The 21,950-nt window shown below is 73.4% G+C and carries 24 protein-coding genes; 18 read left to right on the plus strand and 6 right to left on the minus strand.

Annotated features, from left to right (window positions below):
- Positions 1-58 precede the first annotated feature (58 nt).
- From ACZ4K2_RS14510 to ACZ4K2_RS14520, 3 genes are all read left to right on the plus strand, one after another.
- Positions 59-1,324: an alpha/beta fold hydrolase gene (locus ACZ4K2_RS14510; RefSeq protein WP_467478253.1), complete on the plus strand. Its 1,266-nt coding sequence runs from the start codon at positions 59-61 to the stop codon at positions 1,322-1,324.
- Entirely contained in the window at positions 1,284-1,802 is a 519-nt protein-coding gene (gene tsaE / locus ACZ4K2_RS14515; protein WP_467478250.1) for a tRNA (adenosine(37)-N6)-threonylcarbamoyltransferase complex ATPase subunit type 1 TsaE, read from the plus strand. Before ACZ4K2_RS14510 ends, tsaE begins: the two co-directional genes overlap by 41 nt.
- Before the next feature lie 122 nt (positions 1,803-1,924).
- Positions 1,925-2,101 carry a hypothetical protein gene (locus tag ACZ4K2_RS14520; RefSeq protein WP_467478247.1) on the plus strand — a complete coding sequence of 59 codons (177 nt, stop codon included), beginning with the start codon at positions 1,925-1,927 and terminating at the stop codon, positions 2,099-2,101.
- Between the two features lie 27 nt (positions 2,102-2,128).
- Here ACZ4K2_RS14520 and ACZ4K2_RS14525 read toward each other — a convergent pair whose 3' ends face one another.
- Complete coding sequence (locus tag ACZ4K2_RS14525; RefSeq protein ID WP_467478244.1) at positions 2,129-2,686, minus strand: hypothetical protein; 558 nt, start codon at positions 2,684-2,686, stop codon at positions 2,129-2,131.
- A gap of 112 nt (positions 2,687-2,798) precedes the next feature.
- Here ACZ4K2_RS14525 and tsaB point away from each other — a divergent pair, with 112 nt between their 5' ends.
- From tsaB to ACZ4K2_RS14555, 6 genes are all read left to right on the plus strand, one after another.
- Complete coding sequence (gene tsaB, locus ACZ4K2_RS14530; RefSeq protein WP_467478242.1) at positions 2,799-3,455, plus strand: tRNA (adenosine(37)-N6)-threonylcarbamoyltransferase complex dimerization subunit type 1 TsaB; 657 nt, start codon at positions 2,799-2,801, stop codon at positions 3,453-3,455.
- 29 nt (positions 3,456-3,484) lie between these two features.
- Complete coding sequence (gene rimI / locus ACZ4K2_RS14535) at positions 3,485-4,003, plus strand: ribosomal protein S18-alanine N-acetyltransferase (RefSeq protein ID WP_467478292.1); 519 nt, start codon at positions 3,485-3,487, stop codon at positions 4,001-4,003.
- Positions 3,996-5,081, plus strand: a complete 1,086-nt coding sequence (gene tsaD, locus ACZ4K2_RS14540) for a tRNA (adenosine(37)-N6)-threonylcarbamoyltransferase complex transferase subunit TsaD (RefSeq protein ID WP_467478239.1) — start codon at positions 3,996-3,998, stop codon at positions 5,079-5,081. The genes rimI and tsaD overlap by 8 nt, the downstream gene beginning before the upstream one ends.
- Complete coding sequence (locus ACZ4K2_RS14545; RefSeq protein WP_467478235.1) at positions 5,078-5,359, plus strand: hypothetical protein; 282 nt, start codon at positions 5,078-5,080, stop codon at positions 5,357-5,359. The genes tsaD and ACZ4K2_RS14545 overlap by 4 nt, the downstream gene beginning before the upstream one ends.
- A gap of 336 nt (positions 5,360-5,695) precedes the next feature.
- A complete protein-coding gene (locus ACZ4K2_RS14550; RefSeq protein WP_467478232.1) occupies positions 5,696-6,052 on the plus strand; it encodes a YciI family protein in 357 nt (118 codons plus the stop codon).
- Positions 6,053-6,094: 42 nt separating this feature from the next.
- On the plus strand, positions 6,095-7,402 hold the full coding sequence (locus ACZ4K2_RS14555) for an RNA polymerase sigma factor (protein WP_467478231.1): 1,308 nt from the start codon (positions 6,095-6,097) through the stop codon (positions 7,400-7,402).
- Here ACZ4K2_RS14555 and ACZ4K2_RS14560 read toward each other — a convergent pair.
- Positions 7,323-8,516, minus strand: a complete 1,194-nt coding sequence (locus ACZ4K2_RS14560; RefSeq protein WP_467478228.1) for a class I SAM-dependent methyltransferase — start codon at positions 8,514-8,516, stop codon at positions 7,323-7,325. The two genes, ACZ4K2_RS14555 and ACZ4K2_RS14560, sit on opposite strands and share 80 nt — an antisense overlap.
- Positions 8,517-8,606: 90 nt before the next feature.
- Between ACZ4K2_RS14560 and ACZ4K2_RS14565 the strand changes: the two genes are divergently transcribed.
- The 4 genes from ACZ4K2_RS14565 (at position 8,607) to groL (ending at position 12,671) form a co-directional block, all read left to right on the plus strand.
- Positions 8,607-9,539, plus strand: a complete 933-nt coding sequence (locus ACZ4K2_RS14565) for a polysaccharide deacetylase family protein (protein WP_467478225.1) — start codon at positions 8,607-8,609, stop codon at positions 9,537-9,539.
- Complete coding sequence (locus tag ACZ4K2_RS14570) at positions 9,536-10,357, plus strand: polysaccharide deacetylase family protein (protein ID WP_467478221.1); 822 nt, start codon at positions 9,536-9,538, stop codon at positions 10,355-10,357. The genes ACZ4K2_RS14565 and ACZ4K2_RS14570 overlap by 4 nt, the downstream gene beginning before the upstream one ends.
- 260 nt (positions 10,358-10,617) lie before the next feature.
- Positions 10,618-10,926, plus strand: coding sequence for a co-chaperone GroES (gene groES, locus ACZ4K2_RS14575; protein ID WP_004955293.1), 309 nt, complete (start codon positions 10,618-10,620; stop codon positions 10,924-10,926).
- A 119-nt stretch (positions 10,927-11,045) separates the two neighbouring features.
- Positions 11,046-12,671, plus strand: coding sequence for a chaperonin GroEL (gene groL, locus ACZ4K2_RS14580; RefSeq protein WP_467478216.1), 1,626 nt, complete (start codon positions 11,046-11,048; stop codon positions 12,669-12,671).
- A gap of 69 nt (positions 12,672-12,740) precedes the next feature.
- Here groL and ACZ4K2_RS14585 read toward each other — a convergent pair whose 3' ends face one another.
- The 3 genes from ACZ4K2_RS14585 to ACZ4K2_RS14595 form a co-directional block, all read right to left on the minus strand.
- Positions 12,741-13,448: an ester cyclase gene (locus ACZ4K2_RS14585; protein WP_467478213.1), complete on the minus strand. Its 708-nt coding sequence runs from the start codon at positions 13,446-13,448 to the stop codon at positions 12,741-12,743.
- Positions 13,449-13,531: 83 nt separating this feature from the next.
- The gene (locus ACZ4K2_RS14590) at positions 13,532-14,305 is read right to left on the minus strand and encodes an SDR family NAD(P)-dependent oxidoreductase (protein WP_467478210.1); all 774 of its coding nucleotides are present in this window, start codon (positions 14,303-14,305) and stop codon (positions 13,532-13,534) included.
- Between the two features lie 75 nt (positions 14,306-14,380).
- Complete coding sequence (locus ACZ4K2_RS14595) at positions 14,381-15,049, minus strand: MOSC domain-containing protein (protein WP_467478206.1); 669 nt, start codon at positions 15,047-15,049, stop codon at positions 14,381-14,383.
- Positions 15,050-15,128: 79 nt separating this feature from the next.
- On the opposite strand from ACZ4K2_RS14595, the gene ACZ4K2_RS14600 reads away from it, so the two are divergent.
- Positions 15,129-16,028: a LysR family transcriptional regulator gene (locus ACZ4K2_RS14600; protein ID WP_467478204.1), complete on the plus strand. Its 900-nt coding sequence runs from the start codon at positions 15,129-15,131 to the stop codon at positions 16,026-16,028.
- Positions 16,029-16,203: 175 nt separating this feature from the next.
- Here the strand turns inward: ACZ4K2_RS14600 and ACZ4K2_RS14605 are convergent, their stop codons facing one another.
- Positions 16,204-16,533, minus strand: a complete 330-nt coding sequence (locus ACZ4K2_RS14605) for a WhiB family transcriptional regulator (RefSeq protein WP_467478201.1) — start codon at positions 16,531-16,533, stop codon at positions 16,204-16,206.
- 381 nt (positions 16,534-16,914) lie between these two features.
- Between ACZ4K2_RS14605 and ACZ4K2_RS14610 the strand changes: the two genes are divergently transcribed.
- The 4 genes from ACZ4K2_RS14610 (at position 16,915) to ACZ4K2_RS14625 (ending at position 21,808) form a co-directional block, all read left to right on the plus strand.
- Positions 16,915-17,526, plus strand: coding sequence for a response regulator transcription factor (locus ACZ4K2_RS14610; protein WP_003948568.1), 612 nt, complete (start codon positions 16,915-16,917; stop codon positions 17,524-17,526).
- A 783-nt stretch (positions 17,527-18,309) separates the two neighbouring features.
- Positions 18,310-18,897, plus strand: coding sequence for a sigma-70 family RNA polymerase sigma factor (locus ACZ4K2_RS14615; protein WP_467478199.1), 588 nt, complete (start codon positions 18,310-18,312; stop codon positions 18,895-18,897).
- Between the two features lie 162 nt (positions 18,898-19,059).
- Positions 19,060-20,568, plus strand: a complete 1,509-nt coding sequence (gene guaB, locus ACZ4K2_RS14620; protein ID WP_467478196.1) for an IMP dehydrogenase — start codon at positions 19,060-19,062, stop codon at positions 20,566-20,568.
- A 115-nt stretch (positions 20,569-20,683) separates the two neighbouring features.
- Positions 20,684-21,808, plus strand: coding sequence for a GuaB3 family IMP dehydrogenase-related protein (locus ACZ4K2_RS14625; RefSeq protein ID WP_467478193.1), 1,125 nt, complete (start codon positions 20,684-20,686; stop codon positions 21,806-21,808).
- Positions 21,809-21,950 lie beyond the last annotated feature (142 nt).

Below are 21,950 nucleotides of genomic sequence, written 5' to 3' on the forward strand. Positions count from 1 at the left end.
CGGCACCATCCGTTTCAACCATCCAGGCGAACTGCAGTACGGCGAAGAGGAGCGGTACGTGAGCGAGAGCAGCGCGGAGGTCGTGGCGGACGTCGCCGCGGCGGCCGTCGCCTCCGCCGCGGGGGCGACGGCCGGGAGCTGGCGCAGGGCGACCGGCATCGCCGGCGCCGCGATAGGCGTGCTCGCCGCGGGCGCGGCGGCCGGGGTGGCCGTCGAGCGGATGACCGTCGGCCGCGGGATGCGCAGGAAGGCGCGGCTGGCGCTGGACTCGGCGGGCCCCTACGGCACCCTGCGCGGCACCCCCGGCAAGGCGTACGCCGACGACGGCACCGAGCTGTACTACGAGGTCGACGAGGTGGAGCCCGACCCGGGGCCGAACGTCTCGCCCCGCAGGCGCCGCCTCTTCGGCCGCAAGGCGCCCGCCCCGGTCACCGTCGTCTTCTGCCACGGCTACTGCCTCAACCAGGACTCCTGGCACTTCCAGCGGGCGGCCCTGCGCGGGGTGGTGCGGACCGTGCACTGGGACCAGCGCAGCCACGGCCGGTCCGGGCGGGGCGTGGCCCAGACCCGGGACGGGGAGCCCGTCACGATCGACCAGCTCGGCCAGGACCTGAAGGCCGTGCTGGACGCCGCCGTGCCCGAGGGGCCGGTGGTGCTCGTCGGCCACTCCATGGGCGGGATGACCGTGATGGCCCTGGCCGCCCGGTACCCCGAACTGATCCGGGACCGGGTCGTCGCCACCGCCCTCGTCGGGACGTCGTCCGGGCGGCTCGGCGAGGTCAACTTCGGGCTCCCGGTGGCCGGCGTCAACGCGGTGCGCCGGATCCTCCCCGGGGTGCTGAAGGCGCTCGGGCAGCAGGCGGAGCTGGTGGAGAAGGGGCGCCGGGCCACCGCCGACCTGTTCGCCGGGATCATCAAGCGGTACTCGTTCGCGGGGCGGGACGTCGACCCGGCGGTGGAGCGGTTCGCGGAGCGGATGATCGAGTCCACGCCCATCGACGTGGTCGCCGAGTTCTACCCGGCCTTCACCGACCACGACAAGACCGGGGCGCTCGCCTGCTTCCGGGACATGCCCGTGCTGGTGCTGGCCGGCGTGCGGGACCTGGTCACGCCCAGCGAGCACAGCGAGGCCATCGCCGACCTGCTGCCCGACGCCGAACTGGTGCTGGTGCCGGACGCCGGGCACCTGGTGATGCTGGAGCACCCGGAGGTGGTCACCGACCGCCTCGCCGACCTGCTGACCCGCGCGGGCGCGGTGCCCGCAGGGGCTACCGTAAGTGGCTATGGAACGACCAGCAGCGCCGGCGGCGCACCAGGCCGCTGAGATCCGGCTGACGATCACCTCGCCCGAGCAGATGCGGGAGCTGGGCCGCCGGCTCGCGAAGCTGCTGCGCGCGGGCGACCTGGTCATGCTCAGCGGGGAGCTCGGCGCGGGCAAGACCACCCTGACCCGCGGGCTCGGCGAGGGGCTCGGCGTGCGCGGCGCGGTCACCTCGCCGACCTTCGTGATCGCGCGGGTGCACCCGTCCCTCGGCGACGGCCCGCCCCTCGTCCACGTCGACGCCTACCGGCTCGGCGGAGGCCTGGACGAGATGGAGGACCTCGACCTCGACGTCTCGCTCACCGACTCGGTAATCGTCGTGGAGTGGGGCGAGGGCAAGGTCGAGGAACTGACCGAGGAGCGGCTCCAGGTCGTCATCCACCGTGCCGTCGGGGACACCACCGACGAGGTGCGGCACGTGACCCTGACCGGCCAGGGGGAGCGGTGGGCCGACGCCGGTCTGGAGACGCTGACCGGCTGAGACGCCGTACCGACAAGCCGTCGGCAACCTATTGCGCGGGACGTCCCGGCCGTGGTGACATGGTGGTCAGCCCGTGGTTAGGTCTGCCTAACCACGACCGCCCCCGAACCCAGGAGGCGTCCATGATCCCGACGACCCCGGTACGCGCCCCCCAGCCGCCCCGGCCCGCCGTGCCCGCCGGAGTGCCGATGCGCGACCTGCTGGCCTCGTGCGCCGCGGCGGACGCGGTCTCCCGGCCGCCGCGGGCCCCGGAGCCCGGCCGGCGCGAGCCGGCGGCGGAGCCTCCCCGGGCGGCCTGAGCGTTCACGGGTGGCCGCGGGCGGTCCTCAGCGGATCACGACCACCGGCACGCCGATCGTCGCGAACTGCCACAGCGCGTCGCCGTCCCCCCGGCCCTCGCGGATGCCGCCCGTCCTCACGTCGGGGTCGGCCATCGCCTCCGAGCCGTCGCCGACCGCCGCGCTGAAGCCGATCACCACGTCGTCGACGCTGGTGAACCGCACCACGTGCTCGATGGGCAGCCCGTCGGTGCCGGTGGCCGTGTTCGAGCGGGACATGACCCAGTAGGTGCCCGGCGGCGGGTCGACGCTGCCCGGGCGCACCGGGAAGGTGCGCCGCACCTGGTTCCCGGGGGCGACCAGCCAGACCCGGTCGTCGTCCACCGAGTACACCACGCGTTCACCCGATCCGGAGTTGCCCGGCAGGGCCGTCGGGTTCCGCCGGTCCCGGGGCGCCTTCCGCGTGGCCGCCGCGGACGCGCTCGCCTCCGGACCGCCGCGCAGGGCCGCCGGGACGGTCGCCTCGGCCTGGTAGGCGAGGAATCCGACCGCGGCCAGCGCCGCCGCGGTGAGGCCGGCCACGATGCCCGAGCTGGTCCCTGCCACCTGCGCCCACCTCTGTTTCGCACCGTATGTCGTACTTCTGCAGACCGTAGCAGCCGGTGACCCTCCGTACGGGTCGGCCGTGCGCGAGCCGCGGGCGCCGTAGGCTGTTCGCGTGCTCTTGCTCGCTCTGGATACCGCCACACCCGCCGTCACCGTCGCGCTGCACGACGGCACGGACGTCATCGCCTCCTCCGGCCAGGTGGACGCGCGCCGGCACGGGGAGCTGCTGCTGCCGGCCGTCGACCGGGTCCTCGCCGAGGCGGGGCTGAGGCTGGGGGCCGTCACCGGGATCGTCGTCGGCACCGGGCCCGGCCCCTACACCGGCCTGCGCGTCGGCCTGATGACCGCCGACACCTTCGGCCTCGCGCTCGGCGTCCCGGTGCACGGCCTGTGCACGCTGGACGCCCTGGCGTACGCCGCCGACATCGAGAAGGGCCCCTTCGTCGTGGCGACCGACGCCCGGCGCAAGGAGGTCTACTGGGCCACGTACGCCGACTCCCGGACCCGGCTGACGGATCCGGCCGTCGACCGCCCGGCCGACATCGCCGAGCGGGTCGCCGGACTGCCGGCGGTCGGCGCGGGCGCGCTGCTCTACCCGGACACGTTCCCGGCCGCCCACGAGCCCGAGCACGTGTCGGCCGCCGCCCTCGCCTCGCTCGCGGCGGAGCGGCTGGCCGCCGGCGGGGAGCTGCCCGAGCCCCGGCCGCTCTACCTGCGCCGCCCGGACGCCCAGGTCCCCAAGAACTACAAGGTGGTCACCCCCAAGTGACAGAGCCGGCACCCCCCCGACTGCGCGAGATGCGCTGGTGGGACATCGACGCGGTCCTGGGACTGGAGAAGGACCTGTTCCCCGAGGACGCCTGGTCCCGGGGCATGTTCTGGTCCGAACTGGCCCACGCCCGGGGCGCCGACGCCACCCGCCGCTACCTCGTGGCCGAGTCCGGCGGCCGCGTCGTCGGCTACGCCGGCCTCGTCGCCTCCGGTGACCAGGCCGACGTCCAGACCATCGCCGTCGCCCGCGACCACCAGGGCACCGGCCTCGGCGCCCGGCTGCTGACCGAGCTGCTGCGCGCGGCGACCGCGTTCGAGGCCCACGAGGTGATGCTCGAATGCCGGGTCGACAACGTGCGCGCCCAGAAGCTCTACGAGCGCTTCGGCTTCGTCCCCATCGGCTTCCGGCGCGGCTACTACCAGCCCGGCAACGTGGACGCCCTGGTGATGCGCCTGACCCCAGGCCCCGACAGCGGCCCCGCGGCCCCCGGCAGCGGCCCCGCCGCGGGTTCACCCCCAGTACAAGGAACCGACACCCATGACTGACGAACCCCTCGTCCTCGGCATCGAGACCTCCTGCGACGAGACCGGCGTCGGCATCGTCCGCGGCACCACCCTGCTGGCGGACGCCATCGCCTCCAGCGTCGACGAGCACGCCCGCTTCGGCGGTGTCGTGCCGGAGGTCGCCTCCCGGGCGCACCTGGAGGCGATGGTCCCCACCATCGACCGCGCGCTGAAGGAGGCGGGGATCAGCGCCCGCGACCTGGACGGCATCGCGGTCACCGCGGGCCCCGGCCTCGCGGGCGCCCTCCTCGTCGGCGTCTCCGCGGCCAAGGCGTACGCCTACGCCCTCGGCAAGCCCCTGTACGGCGTCAACCACCTCGCCTCCCACATCTGCGTGGACCAGCTGGAGCACGGTCCGCTGCCCGAGCCGACGATGGCCCTGCTGGTGTCGGGCGGCCACTCCTCGCTGCTGCTGTCCGCGGACATCACCTCCGACGTCCGGCCGATGGGCGCGACCATCGACGACGCGGCCGGCGAGGCCTTCGACAAGATCGCCCGCGTGCTGAACCTGGGCTTCCCGGGCGGCCCCGTCATCGACCGGTACGCCAGGGAGGGCGACCCGGCGGCGATCGCCTTCCCGCGCGGTCTGACCGGCCCGCGCGACCCGGCGTACGACTTCTCGTTCTCCGGGCTGAAGACCGCCGTGGCCCGCTGGATCGAGGCCAGGCGCGCGGCCGGTGAGGAGGTCCCGGTCCGGGACGTGGCCGCATCCTTCCAGGAGGCCGTGGTCGACGTGCTGACCCGCAAGGCCGTCCGCGCCTGCAAGGACGAGGGCGTGGACCACCTGATGATCGGCGGCGGGGTGGCGGCCAACTCCCGGCTGCGCGCCCTCGCCCAGGAACGCTGCGAGGCGGCCGGCATCCGGCTGCGCGTGCCGCGTCCCAAGCTGTGCACGGACAACGGCGCCATGGTGGCCGCGCTGGGCGCCGAGATGGTGGCCCGCAACCGGTCCGCCTCCGACTGGGACCTGTCGGCCGACTCCTCCCTGCCGGTGACCGACCCGCACGTCCCGGGCCACGACCACGTGCACGAGGTCAGCAAGGAGAACCTGTACTCGTGACGGTCGCCCTGATGTGGGAGGCCCGGGCGGCCGGGGGCCGGGGCGGGGAGCTGCTCGCCTGGGCGCGGGAGCAGCGGCTCGCCGCGGAGCCGCTGCGGCGCGAGACCTTCCGCGCGCCGCAGGACCGGGTCCTGGTCATCACGTGGTGGGACGCGCCGTACGACGCCGAGCTGCCCGAACTGCCGGAGCCGGAGCCGGGGCTGGTGACCAGGGCCGTGCACCGGTGGCGGTTCGAGGCGGTGGCGGACGGCGATCGCGGTCCGTCCGGCGGGAGTTGAGGAATCCCCGCCGATCGCGCTATGATCATCACACAGCGAACGGCCGGAACACCGGCCCGGACGCAGTGCGTTGGTGGTCCAAGGAAAGACGCCCCGCTTCCTGCGGGGAAATGCAGGTGCAAGGCCTGCCCGGCGCTCCATACGACACCCCGTTCCCGGACTTCCGGGGACGGGGTGTCGGCGTTGCGGGGAGCGGTCCCGGACGGGGCTCCCCGGACATGGCTCCCGGAAAAACATTCCGGAGATTCCTCCGCGGACGTGTCGATCCGCGTGCCCCCCGTTCGACGCAGGGGTGAGCGGCGGGAACGGACCCGCCGCCCGGCCGAAGGAGACACCATGCCCCGCTACCTGTCGCTCGTGCGCATCGACGAGTCCACCGCGCCCGCCGAGGGCCCCAGCGAGGACCTGATGCGGCGGATGGGCGAGCTGATCGAGGAGATCACCAAGGCGGGCGTCATGCTCGACACCGCCGGCCTGACCCCGACCGCCCAGGGCACGCGGGTGCGCTGGGAGGGCGGGCGGATCTCGGTCACCGACGGGCCGTTCACCGAGTCCAAGGAGGTCGTCGGCGGCTACGCGCTCATGCAGTGCAAGGACAAGGCCGAGGCCCTGGAGTGGACCAAGCGGTTCCTCCGGGTCCACGAGGAGTTCTGGACCGTCACCTGCGAGGTGCGGGAGATCGCGGAGGGCTGATTCCTGGCCACGGGCCGCCCGGGGGGTGTTGCATGGTGGCCCGTGGAAGCACAGACCACCGCGGCACACGCGATCGAGACCGTCTTCCGGCTGGAGTCCCCGAGGGTCGTCGCCGGCGTCGCCCGCCTCGTCCGGGACGTCGGCATCGCCGAGGAACTGGCCCAGGACGCCCTGGTCGCCGCCCTGGAGCGGTGGCCCCGGGACGGGGTCCCCGACAACCCCGGTGCCTGGCTCATGGCCACCGCCCGGCACCGGGCCGTCGACCTCGTCCGGCGCCGCGAGACCTACGCCCGCAAACTGGCCGAGGTGGGCCGGGACCTGGCGGACGCACCCCCGCCGCCGGAACCGGCCGCCCCGGACGACATCGACGACGACCTGCTCCGGCTGGTCTTCACCACCTGCCACCCGGTGCTGTCCCCGGCGGCCCGCACCGCGCTCACCCTGCGGCTGCTCGGCGGCCTGACCACGGCCGAGATCGCCCGGGCCTGCCTCGTCCCCGAGCCGACGGTCGCCCAGCGCATCGTCCGCGCCAAGCGCACCCTCGCCACGAGGAACGTCGCCTTCGAGGTGCCGTACGGGCCCGACCGCGCGGCACGCCTCGGCTCCGTCCTGGACGTCATCTACCTGATCTTCAACGAGGGGTACGCGGCCACCGCCGGCGACGACTGGCTGCGCCCCGGGCTGTGCGAGGACGCGCTGCGGCTGGCCCGCGTGCTGTCCACGCTGATGCCGGAGGAGCCGGAGGTGCACGGCCTGACCGCGCTGCTGGAGTTCCAGGCGTCCCGCACCGCCGCGCGCACCGGCCCGGACGGCGCGCCGGTGCTGCTGGAGCACCAGAACCGCCGCCGCTGGAACCGCATGCTCATCGCGCGCGGGGTCCGGGCCCTGGAGCGCGCCGGGGCCGCGGCGGCCGGCCCCCCGGGCCCGTACGTCCTCCAGGCGGCCATCGCCGCCTGCCACGCGCGCGCGTACGCCTACGAGGAGACCGACTGGCGTGCCATCGCCACCCTGTACGGCCTGCTCGCCGCCCGCGCGCCCTCCCCGGTGGTCGAGCTGAACCGCGCGGTCGCCGTGGGGATGGCCGACGGCCCGGCCGCGGGCCTGGCGCTCGTGGACGCGCTGGCCGCGGTCCCCGCGCTGCGCGGCTACCACCTGCTGCCCAGCGTCCGCGGCGACCTGCTGGCCCGGCTCGGGCGCACCGCCGAGGCCCGCGAGGAGTTCGTCCGCGCGGCGGGGCTGGCCCACAACGGCAGGGAGCGGGAACTGCTGCTCAGCCGGGCGGGACGCCCGGGGTCCGCGCCCGCACCGGGGCCCCGATCAGCATCGTCGGCGCCCCGGCCACCCGGGTGAGGAACACCGTGGCCGCGTTAGGGCCCTGCGGCTTGACCTTGCGGCGCAGTTCCTCCGGCTCGACCGCCGAGCCGCGCTTCTTCACGGTCAGCGTGCCGACCTCGCGCTCCCGCAGCAGGGCCTTCAGCCTCTTGAGGTTGAACGGCAGCCGGTCGGTGATCTCGTAGGCGGTGGCGTACGGGGTGGGCCGCGGCTCGTCGGCGGTGACGTACGCGATGGTCGGGTCGACGAGACCGCCGCCGACCTCCTCGGCCACCTCCGCGACCAGGTGCGCGCGGATGACGGCGCCGTCCGGCTCGTACAGGTAGCGCCCGACCGGCCGCACCGCGGGATCGGGCAGGCCGCGGCCGAGCAGGGTCCGCGGGCCCGGCAGCAGGGTGGCCCGGACGGCGCCCGGCGCGCCGGTGCCGAACCACAGCACCGCCTCCTTCACGTCCCCGCCGTCGGAGATCCACTCCGCCTCGGCCGCGGCCGGGACGATCTCGTGGGGGATGCCCGGGGCGATCTTCAGGGCTGCGCGGGGCGCCCGGGCGGCGGCCTCGACGGCCCAGGACAGCGGCGGCGAGTACGCCTCCGGGTCGAACACCCGGCCGCGCCCGCCCCGGCGCGCCGGGTCCACGAACACCGCGTCGTACCCGGCGGTGTCCACCTCCGTGACGTCGGCCTCGCGCACCTCGATCAGGCCGGACAGCCCCAGCGCCGCGGCGTTCGCGCGCGCGGCCGCCGCGGCGGACGGGTCCCGGTCCACGGCCAGCACCCGGATCCCGGCCCGGGCCAGCGCGACGGCGTCCCCGCCGATGCCGCAGCACAGGTCGGCGACGGAGGCCACCCCCAGCTCCGCGAGCCGGCGGGCCCGGTACGCCGCCACACTGGCCCGCGTCGACTGCTCGACCCCGTTCGGGGTGAAGAACATCCGCCCGGCGTCCTCGGCGCCGAACTTGGCCACCGCCCGCTGCCGCAGCCGGGCCTGGCCGAGCGCGGCCGAGACCAGTTCGGCCGGGTGGTCGCGGCGCAGCCGGGTGGCCACGGCCAGCTCCCGCGCGGGCTCGGTGTCCCGCACCTCGTCGAGGAGGGCGCGGCCTTCGGGGGTGAGGAGCAGAGCGAGGTCGTTCACCGGGTCATTGTGGGCCAGTCGGTGGATGGTGCGCCTCCGGCGGCGGTGTCGGCCCCCGGCGCGGCCCGGCGCCTGCGAGGATCCGGCACCATGCGAGCAGTAGTACAAAATGACAAAAAGTGGACACGCTTCCGGCGGCTGGCCCTGGGCGGCGGAGCCGCCGCGCTCGCCACCGCCGCCCTGCTCTCCGGCTGCGCCGGCGCCGGCTCCGGGCACTCCGCACCCGCCGGGCGCGAACCCGCGCAGGCCATGGGGCCCGAGGCCCGCCAGGCCGCCGAACGCGCACGCCAGGCCGCCGAACGCGCACGCCAGGCCGCCGCCGCCCGGCGCTGGGGGCTGGGGCAGGTTCCGCTGGCGCCCCCGCCGCCGCCCGCGAAGAAGCCGAGGATCACCGCCCGCGACGGGTTCGAGGTGGACCACCAGCAGGACTGGAACCTGCCCCCGGTCTTCACCACCGTGCCCACCGACCGGAAGATCGTCTTCCTGACCATCGACGACGGCGCCGAGAAGGACCCCCGGTTCCTCGACATGATGCGGGAGCTGAACGTCCCGTACACCGCCTTCCTCAGCGACTACCTGGTGAAGGACGACTACGCGTACTTCCGCAGGATGCGCGACCACGGCAACACGCTGAACAACCACACCCTGCACCACCCCTACCTGCCGGGCCTGTCCTACGAGGAGCAGCGGGCCGAGATCTGCGGCATGCAGGACGTCATGCGCAAGCAGTACGGCAGGGCGCCCGAGGTCTTCCGCCCGCCCTACGGCAACTACAACCAGGACACCCTGGTCGCCGCCAAGTCCTGCGGCATCAAGTACGCGCCGATCTGGAACGAGGAGGTCTTCGTCGACCACTGGGAGTTCCGCGAGGACGACCAGCGGCTGCGCCCCGGCGACATCGTCCTCACCCACTTCCGCGGCCGCGACGAGTGGGACGGCACGATGGTGGACGACATGCGCCGCTTCCTGGACAAGGTCACGCGCGAGGGCTACGCCGTGGCCCGCCTGGAGGACTACCTGTGAGGCGCGGGCGGGGTCCGGCCGCGGTCCTCGCCGCGGCGCTGCTCCTCACGGGCTGCGCCCAGTCCGTCGACCCCATCGAACGCCTCGGCAGGAAGGCCGCCGAAGGGGTGGGTCCGCACCGCCCCGCCGCCGACCGCGGCTACCTGCGCTGGGGGCTGGCCCGGCCGCTCGCCCACGTCCCGGCGCCCCCGGCCCGGCCGTCCGGCCGGCCGGGGGCGCACCGGACGCCCCCGGTGGTCGACCACGTCCCCACCCGCGACCCGGTCGTCTTCCTCACCTACGACGACGGCGCCGAGCGCGACCCCCGCTTCGCCGACATGGTCCGCGAACTCCGGCTGCCCGTCACCCTGTTCCTGACCGGCACCGGCACCGGCACCGACACCGGCACCGGCCGCCGCCGCCTCGCCCGCCTGCGCGCGCTCGGCGCCGGCCTCCAGAACCGCACCGCCGGCCACCGGGCCCCGGCCGGACTGCCCTACGCCGAGCAGCGCGCCGGGATCTGCGGCCAGCAGGACCGCCTGCGCACCCGGCTCGGCGTCCGCCCGCACCTCCTCCGCCCGCCCCACGGCTCCTACGACACCACCACCCTGCGCGCCGCGGCCGACTGCGGCATCACCGCGCTCGTCCTGTGGCGCGCCGCCCTCACCCCGGCGGGCCTGGTCTGCGTCCACGGCCCCCGGCGGCTCGGCCCCGGCGACATCGTCCTGGTGGGACCCGGCGGGCCGGCGGACCTCTCCCTGCGGGAGCGCACGGTGCGGGTCCTCCGCAAGGCGCAGGAGGACGGGCTGACGGTGGGGCGCCTGGAGGACTACGTGTAGCGGGCTCCGAGCCGGGAACAGGGGTGCGGCAGCAGGCCGCCGGGGTGCCCGCCCGCGGCCGTCCCCGGCCGACGCGCCGCACGGCAATTGGCACTCCGCTTGACCGAGTGCTAATCACGGTCATAGTCTCGGCTCTGGCACTCAGCAGGTGAGAGTGCCAACAAAGCGACGGGCAGGTCCGGCACCCGCGACGACGGATCGACCTGGTCGCCACCTCAGACAGTTAACCCCGCGAGATCTCCGAAGGGGGAGGTCGGATCGTGACGACCGCCAGCTCCAAGGTTGCCATCAAGCCGCTCGAGGACCGCATCGTGGTCCAGCCGCTGGACGCCGAGCAGACCACGGCCTCTGGCCTGGTCATTCCGGACACCGCGAAGGAGAAGCCCCAGGAGGGCGCCGTCCTCGCCGTGGGCCCGGGCCGGTTCGAGAACGGCGAGCGTCTGCCGCTCGACGTCAAGGTCGGCGACGTCGTCCTGTACAGCAAGTACGGCGGCACCGAGGTGAAGTACAACGGCGACGAGTACCTCGTCCTCTCGGCTCGCGACGTGCTCGCGATCATCGAGAAGTAAGTCACCTCAAGCGACTCTCTGCTTGAAGCTGCGCCCCTGGCCCCCGCGATCGATATGAAGCCGGGCGCCCGGGGCGCGGCGTTTTTCACCCACAGATTCCCGAGAGGGCTCCCGCTGCCATGGCGAAGATCCTGAAGTTCGACGAGGACGCCCGTCGCGCCCTTGAGCGCGGCGTCAACAAGCTTGCCGACACCGTCAAGGTGACCATCGGCCCCAAGGGCCGCAACGTCGTCATCGACAAGAAGTTCGGCGCCCCCACCATCACCAACGACGGTGTCACGATCGCCCGTGAGGTGGAGATCGAGGACCCGTACGAGAACCTCGGCGCGCAGCTCGTCAAGGAGGTGGCGACCAAGACCAACGACATCGCGGGTGACGGCACCACCACCGCCACGGTCCTCGCCCAGGCGCTGGTCCGCGAGGGTCTGCGCAACGTCGCCGCCGGCGCCTCCCCGGCCGCCCTGAAGAAGGGCATCGACGCCGCCGTCAAGGCCGTCTCGGAGGAGCTCCTCGCCTCGGCCCGCCCGATCGACGAGAAGTCCGACATCGCCGCCGTCGCCGCGCTGTCCGCCCAGGACCAGCAGGTCGGCGAGCTGATCGCCGAGGCCATGGACAAGGTCGGCAAGGACGGTGTCATCACCGTCGAGGAGTCCAACACCTTCGGTCTGGAGCTGGACTTCACCGAGGGCATGGCCTTCGACAAGGGCTACCTCTCGCCGTACTTCGTGACGGACCAGGAGCGTATGGAGGCCGTCCTCGACGACCCGTACATCCTGATCAACCAGGGCAAGATCTCCGCCATCACGGAGCTGCTGCCGCTGCTGGAGAAGGTCATCCAGGCCGGTGCCTCGAAGCCGCTGCTGATCATCGCCGAGGACCTCGAGGGCGAGGCCCTGTCGACCCTGGTCGTCAACAAGATCCGCGGCACCTTCAACGCCGTCGCGGTGAAGGCCCCGGGCTTCGGCGACCGCCGCAAGGCGATGCTCCAGGACATGGCCGTCCTCACCGGCGCCACCGTCATCTCCGAGGAGGTCGGCCTCAAGCTCGACCAGGTCGGCGTCGACGTGCTCGGCACCGCCCGCCGCGTCACCGTCACCAAGGACGACACCACGATCGTCGAGGGTGGCGGCAAGCAGGAGGACCTGACCGGCCGCGTCGCCCAGATCAAGGCCGAGATCGAGAACACCGACTCCGACTGGGACCGCGAGAAGCTCCAGGAGCGCCTCGCGAAGCTGGCCGGCGGCGTGTGCGTGATCAAGGTCGGCGCCGCCACCGAGGTGGAGCTGAAGGAGAAGAAGCACCGTCTGGAGGACGCCATCTCCGCGACCCGCGCCGCGGTCGAGGAGGGCATCGTCTCCGGTGGTGGCTCCGCCCTGGTGCACGCCTCCAAGGTCCTGGAGGGCAACCTCGACAAGACCGGCGACGAGGCCACCGGTGTCTCCGTGGTCCGCAACGCCGTGGTCGAGCCGCTGCGCTGGATCGGCGAGAACGCCGGCCAGGAGGGCTACGTGATCGTGTCCAAGGTCAAGGACCTGGACAAGGGTCAGGGCTACAACGCCGCCACCGGCGAGTACGGCGACCTGGTCAAGGCCGGCGTCATCGACCCGGTCAAGGTCACCCGCTCCGCCCTGGAGAACGCCGCCTCCATCGCCTCCCTGCTGCTCACGACCGAGACCCTGGTCGTCGAGAAGAAGGAAGAGGAGGAGCCGGCCGCCGCCGGTCACGGCCACGGCCACGCCCACTGAGGCGACCGCCCGTGAGTGAAGGCCCGGCACCCCGTCGAGGGGGCCGGGCCTTCGCCCTGTCCGCCCGGCCTACCGCTCCCACTCGTCCAGCGCCCCGAGCTGCTCCAGCAGCCCGAGCTGGTCGTGCTGCCACCACAGTTCGGCGATCCGGCCGCTCGCTCCGAAGCGGAACAGGGTCATCCCGGTCCTGGCGACCCGCCTGCCGGTGGGGGCGATCCCCAGGAAGTCGCCCCGGTGCGTGGCGCGCCAGTTCCAGCGCGCGCAGGCCCGCCCGCCCTGGGCGAGGACGTCCTCGACCGTGAACCGGAAGTCGAAGGCCGCCCGCCACATCCGGAACTCGGCGCGGACGTGGTCCAGCCCGATGGTGTCCTGCGGGTTCATCGGATCGCGGCTGTGCACGTCCTCGTCCAGCAGGTCGTTCAGCGGGGGCAGCTCGTCCGGGGCGCACAGCGCCTCGAAGAACCTCCGCACGACGTGCTCGGACAGGTTCTCGTCCCGGACGACGTCCAGGTCGGTGAACGTCGGCAGCTCGTCGCACAGCGCGACCAGCCCCCGGTAGACCCGGTCGGTCTCCGGGAGGTTCGAGTTCCGCATCGCCTCCTCGTACGAGGGGAACTCCACCATCTCGACGACGTGCGAGGCGTCCGAGCGGTCCGTGCCGACCAGCGCGTGCGTCGCCGCCCGCTTCCCCCCGGCCTGCCGGACCCAGTCGTCCAGGAGCCGGTTCATCTCGTCCAGCCGGCTCGTCCTGCACTCGATGAGCTGTACGAAGGTCATGGCGCCCGCCTCAGGCTCAGGCCCCCCTGGCCCGGAAACCGTCCCGCCCATTCTCCCACCGGGACCGCGGCGTCACCCGCCGGCTACTGCGGCCCGTACTTGCGCCCCGTACGGGAACTGATCCCGCCCAGCAGCCCCCGCGGCGTCACCTTCACCAGACCCATCAGCGCCTTGTAGCGCGGGTCCGGGATGGACACCGTCCTGCCGCGCGCGAGGTCGGTCAGGGCCGCGGCGACCAGCTTGTCGGCGTCCAGCCACATCCAGCCGGGGATGTTGTCCGTGCCCATCCCGGCCCGCTCGTGGAACTCGGTGCGCACGAAGCCCGGGCAGAGCGCCATCAGCCGCACCCCGGTGCCGGCCAGGTCCTTCGCCGCGCCCTGGGTGAACTGCACGACCCAGGCCTTGGACGCGCCGTACGTGCCGCGCGGGAGGAAGGCGGCCACCGAGGCGACGTTCACCACCCCGCCCCGGCCGCGCCCGCGCATCGCCTCCGCCGCCGCCGACGTCAGCCGGAGCACCGCCTCGCAGTGCACCTTCAGCATCCGGAGCTCGTCGGCCATCGACACGTCCAGATAGCGGCCCTTGTTGCCGAAGCCGGCGTTGTTGACCAGCAGGTCGACCGGCTTCCGCCGGTCGCCGAGCCGGTCGGCCACCGCCTCGATCCCCTTGTCCTGCGCCAGGTCCGCGGTCAGCACCTCGACCTCGATGCCGTGCCGGTCGTGCAGTTCGGTCGCCTGGTCGCGCAGCCGCCCGGTGTCCCGGGCGACCAGGACGAGGTCGTGCCCGTCCGCCGCCAGCCGCCGCGCGAACGCGGCGCCGATGCCCGCGGTCGATCCCGTAATCAGAGCCGTTGTCATGGCCCAAGGGTAGTGACCCGGGCCGATGATCCCGGTGGTCCGAGCGCCCGTGCGCCGTCCCGGACCGACGCCGGCTCAGACCCCGTGCGCGGCGGCGTACTTGCGGGCCTTCGCCAGCGCCTCCGGGTGCAGCGCGGCGCCCGCGGCGAGCAGCCGGGGCAGCAGGTCCCGCTCGGTGGTGGTCGCGCGGAACTCCATGGCCGCCGTCACCCCGTGCTCCGGCCGGTGCACGATCTCCACCGGGTCGCCCGCCCGTATCTCGCCCGGTTCGATCACCCGGAGGTAGGCACCCGTCGCGCCCTTCCGGGTGAAGCTCTTGACCCAGCCGCGCTCGCCCAGATGGCCCTGGAACGTACGGCACGGGATGCGCCCCGAGGTCACCTCCAGAACCACCTCGCGGCCGATCCGCCAGCGCTCGCCGATCAGCGCGTCCGAGACGAGGAGCCCGTCCGTCGTGAGGTTCTCCCCGAAGCAGCCGTTGGCCAGCGGCCGGCCCAGCTCGCGCTCCCAGGCGTCGAGGTCCTCGCGCGCGTAGGCGTACACCGCCTGGTCGTCACCGCCGTGGTGGCGCAGGTCGCACACGGTGTCACCGGTCAGGCCGCTGCCGCCGGTGCCCTTGGGGCCGGGGGCCGCCACCCGCACCGGGCCGTCGACGGGCCGCTTGTCGATGCCCGTCACACCCTGCGGCTGGTCCGTGTACGGCACCGTCCGCGCGCGGCCCAGATTGACCGAGAGAAGCCTCATGGCAGCACGGTACGGGAGCGATCCCAAAGGAGCGAGCGAATATCGGGCCGCCGGTCCAAGCTGGGCTTATGCTCGAAGGGTGATCGAGGCACGTCATCTCCGCGTCCTGCGCGCCGTGGCCACCACCGGTTCCTTCTCGGCGGCCGGGCGCGAACTGGGCTGCACCCAGCCCGCCGTCAGCCAGCAGATGAAGGCCCTGGAGGCCTCCGTCGGCACCCCGCTGCTGGTCCGCAACGGGCGCGAGATGCGCCTCACCCAGGCCGGCGAGGCCCTGGTCCGGCACGCCTCCGGCATCCTCGCCGGGCTCACCGCGGCCGAGGAGGAGGTCGCCGCCATCGCCGGCCTGCGCGCGGGCCGGGTCCGGCTGGTCTCCTTCCCCAGCGGCAGCTCCACCCTGGTCCCGACCGCCCTGGCCGCCCTGCGCGCCGCCCACCCCGGCACCCGCGTCTCGCTGGAGGAGGCCGAGCCGCCGCGCTCCGTCGAGCTGCTGCGCGAGGGCGACTGCGACCTGGCCCTGGCCTTCCGCTACGAGGGCGCGGCGGTCGCCGAGGACTGGGACGACCTCGTCGTGCGCCCCCTGCTGACGGACCGGCTGGTGGCCCTCGTCCCCGAGCGGCACCGCCTCGCGCGCGCGGAGTCCGTCGCCATCGGCGAGCTGGCCCGCGAGCCGTGGATCGCGGGCTGCCCGCGCTGCCGCGGCCAGTTGATCGAGGTCTGCGAGGGGGCCGGGTTCACCCCGCGCATCGACTTCGCCACCGACGACTACCCGGCCGTGGTCGGCCTGGTCGGCGCGGGCCTCGGGGTGGCGGTGCTGCCCCAGCTCGCCGTGGAGCCGGTCCGGCCGCGGGGCGCCCGCACGGTCCGGCTGGAGCCGGCGGTGCGGCGCGAGATCGTCGCCCTCACCCTGCCCGACCTGGCACAGGTGCCGGCCGTGTCCGCGACGCTGGAGCAGCTCGCCCGGGCGGCCGGGCGCGCCTGACGGGCGGGCGGCGGGTGCCGTACGCGGCGCGGGCCGGCGGGGCCGGCCGGCCCGGCGGGTACGGCGGGTTCGGCGTGTGGGGCAGGGGCGGCGGCAGAGTCTTGGGCACGCGCGCGCGTGCCCAAGTGGGGATGGATGTGCGCACCCGGTGGGCTGTGGGTGCTGAAACGTTCCTTCAGTGATTCGGAGCGGTGTCCCCGCCGGTGGTCGAGGCCGCCACCAGGCGGTTGCGCGCGCGCCCCATCAACTCCTCACGCTCGTCCTCGGTCAGGCCGCCCCAGACGCCGTACGGCTCGCGCACCGCAAGCGCGTGCGCCGCGCACTCCGCACGGACCGGGCACCTCATGCAGACCTCCTTGGCCGAGTTCTCGCGAGCGCTCCGAGCCGCCCCGCGCTCGCCCTCCGGGTGGAAGAAGAGCGAGCTGTCCACCCCGCGGCAGGCAGCCAGCAGCTGCCAGTCCCACAGGTCCGCGTTCGGTCCGGGAAGGCGGGAGAAATCTGCCATTACGTGACCCCTTGTCGCCGTTCTGGGCGGATACGGTGCCAACGACCGTACATCTCCGGTCTAAGGAGATGAAAATATGACTCATTGCGAATCTAGCCCCGGACACTACGAAACGGGAAGAAAAGGGGCCGAATGGGGCATAGGTTGTGATGAAAAGTTGAGAGTCCGTCGGGCATGTCTGCACCGTGTCGACGCCCTCACGTAGAGTGCCGAAGACGGCACGCGGCCCCGTAACTCTTTCGAGTGACCGTCGTTGAGAGTGCGGAGGCGGTTGAGAAAACAAGCGCTCGGGCAGGCGTCCGAGACGGTCGACCGCACAGGTGACGATTCCGTACCAGCCTGGAGGCTCAAGGTGACGCGCATCAGCTGCGGAGGGCGGTCATGACATCCGTCCTCGTCTGCGACGACTCCCCGCTTGCCCGAGAAGCGCTCCGCCGCGCGGTCGCGACCGTGCCCGGTGTCGAGCGTGTGACGACGGCGGCCAACGGCGAGGAAGTCCTCCGCCGCTGGGGCGCCGACCGCTCCGACCTCATTCTGATGGACGTGCGCATGCCCGGCCTGGGCGGCGTCGAGACCGTGCGCCGGCTGCTGTCCGCGGACCCGGGGGCGCGCATCATCATGCTCACCGTCGCCGAGGACCTCGACGGCGTGGCCCTCGCGGTCGCCGCCGGCGCGCGCGGCTACCTGCACAAGGACGCCTCGCGCGCGGAACTGCGCGCCACGGTGACGCAGGCCCTCGCCGACCCGACCTGGCGGCTCGCCCCGCGCCGGCTGCGCTCGGCGGAGATGGGTGCCGCGCCCACGCTCACCGCGCGTGAGATCCAGGTCCTGGAGGGCATGAGCCACGGCCGCTCGAACGCCGAGATCGGCCGTGAGCTGTTCCTCTCCGAGGACACGGTCAAGACCCACGCACGGCGCCTGTTCAAGAAGCTGGGCGCCTCGGACCGGGCACACGCGGTGGCCCTCGGCTTCCGCTGGGGACTGGTCCGGTAACCGGTGCCAGGCGCTGCGGGCCGCCCGACGCCGGGCGGCACCCGGCCCGGCTCCCGTTCCCCCCGCCGTCCGTGCTCCTCCGCGCGCCCCTCGCGCACGGTTCCCGCCCGAACGACGACCGCACGGGGACGCGGCGCCGGACGCGCCGCGTGGCGGTCCGGCGCGGTGACTCACGGTGTCCGGCGCGTACCCGCCCGGCGCGGGCTGCCGGGCACCGCGCGGTACGCCGGCCGGTCTCCCGCGCGGGCACCCGCCCCCGTCGGCGGCGCCCGGACGGAGGTGCCGGACGGCACCGCACCGCACCGCACCAGATGCCACGGTCTCCGTCCTGAACAGGGCTTTCCGTGACCAGGGTGCGAGCGGCCGACCGGGCGTGCTCCCCGCGGGTGCCCGGCGGACACGTCCGCACGGGTGTCGGGCGGCGCGCGGGTTCCGGCGCGCCGCGGACGGCCGGGCGGACCGGGCCCGGCGCGGAACGGCGGCCCCCCGCGGCGAGCGCGCGCGCCCGGCGCACGAAACGCCTCGACGGGGCACCACCGCACACCGGCGCACCACCGCCGTCGGCCCCCCGGAGGGGGCCGGGCGAGGCGGCCCGCCGGACGCGCGCTGCTCGTTTCGGCGCGGATGCCGCATCCTTGAGATGTGGAGTCTCTCGGGGACGAGTCGGTCGAGCGGAAGGGGAGGGCGCAGGGGATGAGTGCCGGCGCACCTGCTCATAACGCTTCGGTGCACAACCACGAACACGATGCGACGGACCGGACGGCCGCAAGGCACCATGGACCGATGCGCGACGACGATGCGGCCACGGCCCACGGGGCGATCGGCCCGCTCGTGCACCGTGCCGTCGACGGCGACGAGCAGGCCACGCACGATCTGCTCGCGCACGTCCACCCGCTGGCGCTGCGCTACTGCCGCACCCGGCTGTCCCGGCTCCCGGGCGACGCGCGGCACTTCGTGGAGGACCTCGCCCAGGAGGTCTGCGTGGCGGTGCTGCTCGCCCTGCCCCGCTACCGCGACACCGGCCGCCCCTTCGAGGCGTTCGTCTTCGCCATCGCCTCCCACAAGGTCGCCGACCTCCAGCGCGCCGCCATGCGCCACCCGGGGTCGACCGCGGTGCCGTCGGACGAGATGCCCGAGCGGCCCGACGACTCCCTCGGCCCCGAGGAGCGCGCCCTGCTCAGCAGCGACGCGGAGTGGGCCAAGAAGCTGCTGGCCAACCTCCCCGAGAACCAGCGCGAGCTGCTCCTGCTGCGCATCGCGGTGGGCTTGACCGCGGAGGAGACCGGACAGATGTTGGGTATGTCACCCGGAGCGGTCCGCGTGGCCCAGCACCGGGCGCTGAGCCGCCTCCGGGCGCTCGCCGAACAGTAACCACCGTGCGCGGGGCCCCACAGCTCCCGCGCCGCACGGGTGTGCCACGGATTCCGTACGAACATACGAAGCCTGAAGTGACCGCCTACCGTGGAATTTGCTAGCGACGCTTCCCGTTAGCATGGACATCCGCACCGATCAAGGCCATTTGGGGAAGGTGTCATGACTGCCAACGTCGACGGAGTGCCCGGAAAATTCGCGACACTCGGGCTGACCTACGACGACGTGCTGCTGCTGCCGGGCGCGTCGGACATGGCGCCCGACCAGATCGACACCGCCTCGTACGTCTCCAGGAACGTGCGGGTCAACATCCCGCTGCTGTCCGCCGCCATGGACAAGGTGACCGAGTCCCGCATGGCGATCGCGATGGCCCGCCAGGGCGGTGTCGGCGTCCTGCACCGCAACCTGTCCATCGAGGACCAGGCCAACCAGGTCGACCTGGTGAAGCGCTCCGAGTCCGGCATGGTCACCGACCCCATCACCATCCACCCGGAGGCCACGCTCGCCGATGCCGACGCGCTGTGCGCGAAGTTCCGGATCAGCGGCGTCCCGGTGACCGACGCGGACAAGCGCCTCCTCGGCATCGTCACCAACCGCGACATGGCCTTCGAGAGCGACCGCAGCCGGCGCGTGCACGAGGTCATGACCCCGATGCCGCTGGTCACCGGCCGGGTCGGCATCTCCGGCCCCGAGGCCATGGAGCTGCTGCGCAAGCACAAGATCGAGAAGCTGCCGCTGGTCGACGACGAGGGCGTCCTCAAGGGCCTGATCACCGTCAAGGACTTCGTCAAGGCGGAGCAGTACCCGAACGCCGCCAAGGACGCCGAGGGCCGTCTCCTGGTCGGCGCCGCCGTCGGCGTGGCCGGTGACGCCTTCGAGCGCGCCCAGGCGCTGATCGAGAACGGTGTCGACTTCATCGTCGTGGACACCGCCCACGGTCACTCCCGCCTGGTCGGCGACATGATCGCCAAGATCAAGTCGAACTCCTCCGGCGTCGACGTCATCGGCGGCAACATCGCCACCCGGGACGGCGCCAAGGCCCTGGTCGACGCGGGTGCCGACGGCATCAAGGTCGGCGTCGGCCCCGGCTCCATCTGCACCACCCGCGTCGTCGCCGGCGTCGGCGTCCCGCAGGTCACCGCGATCTACGAGGCCGCGCTCGCCGCCAGGGAGGCTGGTGTCCCGGTGATCGGCGACGGCGGTCTGCAGTACTCCGGCGACATCGCCAAGGCCCTGGTCGCGGGCGCCGACACGGTGATGCTCGGCTCGCTGCTGGCCGGCTGCGAGGAGTCCCCGGGCGAGCTGCTGTTCATCAACGGCAAGCAGTTCAAGTCGTACCGCGGCATGGGCTCGCTCGGCGCCATGCAGACCCGCGGCGACCGCAGGTCGTTCTCCAAGGACCGCTACTTCCAGGAGGGCGTCGCCTCCGACGAGCAGCTGATCCCCGAGGGCATCGAGGGCCAGGTGCCCTACCGCGGCCCGCTGTCCTCCGTCGTCCACCAGCTCGTCGGCGGCCTGCGCCAGTCGATGTTCTACGTCGGCGGCAGGACCGTTCCCGACCTCCAGGAGAACGGCCGGTTCGTGCGCATCACCTCGGCGGGTCTGAAGGAGAGCCACCCGCACGACATCCAGATGACGGTCGAGGCGCCGAACTACAGCAGCAAGAGGTGACGCACGCGCGCGCGTGAGGTCGTGCCAGGGCGGTCCCGGAGCATCCGGGGCCGCCCTCGCCGCACCCGTCGGCGATACTGGAAGGCGCTGCAACGCATAGGGAAAGGCCACCAACGTGACTGAGATCGAGATCGGGCGCGGCAAGCGCGGCCGCCGGGCGTACGCCTTCGACGACATCGCCGTCGTCCCCAGCCGCCGTACGCGGGACCCGAAGGAGGTCTCGATCGCCTGGCAGATCGACGCCTACCGCTTCGAGCTGCCGTTCCTGGCCGCGCCCATGGACTCCGTGGTCTCCCCGGCCACCGCGATCCGCATCGGCGAGCTGGGCGGCCTCGGCGTGCTCAACCTCGAGGGACTGTGGACCCGGTACGAGGACCCGCAGCCGCTGCTCGACGAGATCGCCGAGCTGCCGGCCGAGCAGGCGACCCGCCGCCTCCAGGAGGTCTACGCGGCCCCGATCAAGGAGGAGCTGATCGGCGCCCGCATCAAGGAGGTGCGTGACGCCGGCGTGGTCACCGCCGCCGCGCTCTCCCCGCAGCGCACCGCCCAGTTCTCCAAGGCGGTCGTGGACGCGGGCGTGGACATCTTCGTCATCCGCGGTACGACGGTCTCGGCGGAGCACGTGTCGTCCTCGCACGAGCCGCTGAACCTGAAGCAGTTCATCTACGAACTGGACGTCCCGGTGATCGTCGGCGGCTGCGCCACCTACACCGCCGCGCTGCACCTGATGCGCACGGGCGCGGCCGGTGTCCTGGTCGGCTTCGGCGGCGGCGCCGCGCACACCACGCGCAACGTCCTCGGCATCCAGGTGCCGATGGCCACGGCCGTCGCCGACGTGGCCGCGGCCCGCCGTGACTACATGGACGAGTCCGGCGGCCGGTACGTGCACGTGATCGCGGACGGCGGCGTCGGCTGGTCCGGCGACCTGCCGAAGGCGATCGCCTGCGGCGCCGACTCCGTGATGATGGGCTCCCCGCTGGCCCGGGGCACGGACGCGCCCGGCAAGGGCCACCACTGGGGCATGGAGGCGGTCAACGAGGAGCTTCCGCGCGGCCAGAAGGTCGACCTCGGCACGGTCGGCACGATCGAGGAGATCCTCACGGGTCCGTCCCGCATCCCGGACGGTTCCATGAACTTCTTCGGCGCCCTGCGCCGCGCCATGGCCACCACCGGCTACAGCGAGCTGAAGGAGTTCCAGCGGGTCGAGGTGACGGTGGCGGACAGCCAGCACCGCCGGTAACCGCGCACGCGCTCCCCGCGGCGTCCGAGGGGCCGGTCATCCCGAACGGGTGACCGGCCCCTCCGCGTGCCCGGGGCCGCGGACGGCCCGGGGCGCGTGGTGCGGAGGGGGCGCGTGGTTGCGTTCGAGGCGAATCCGGCCG

The sequence above is a fragment of the Streptomyces sp. NPDC025833 genome (genome assembly GCF_055558055.1).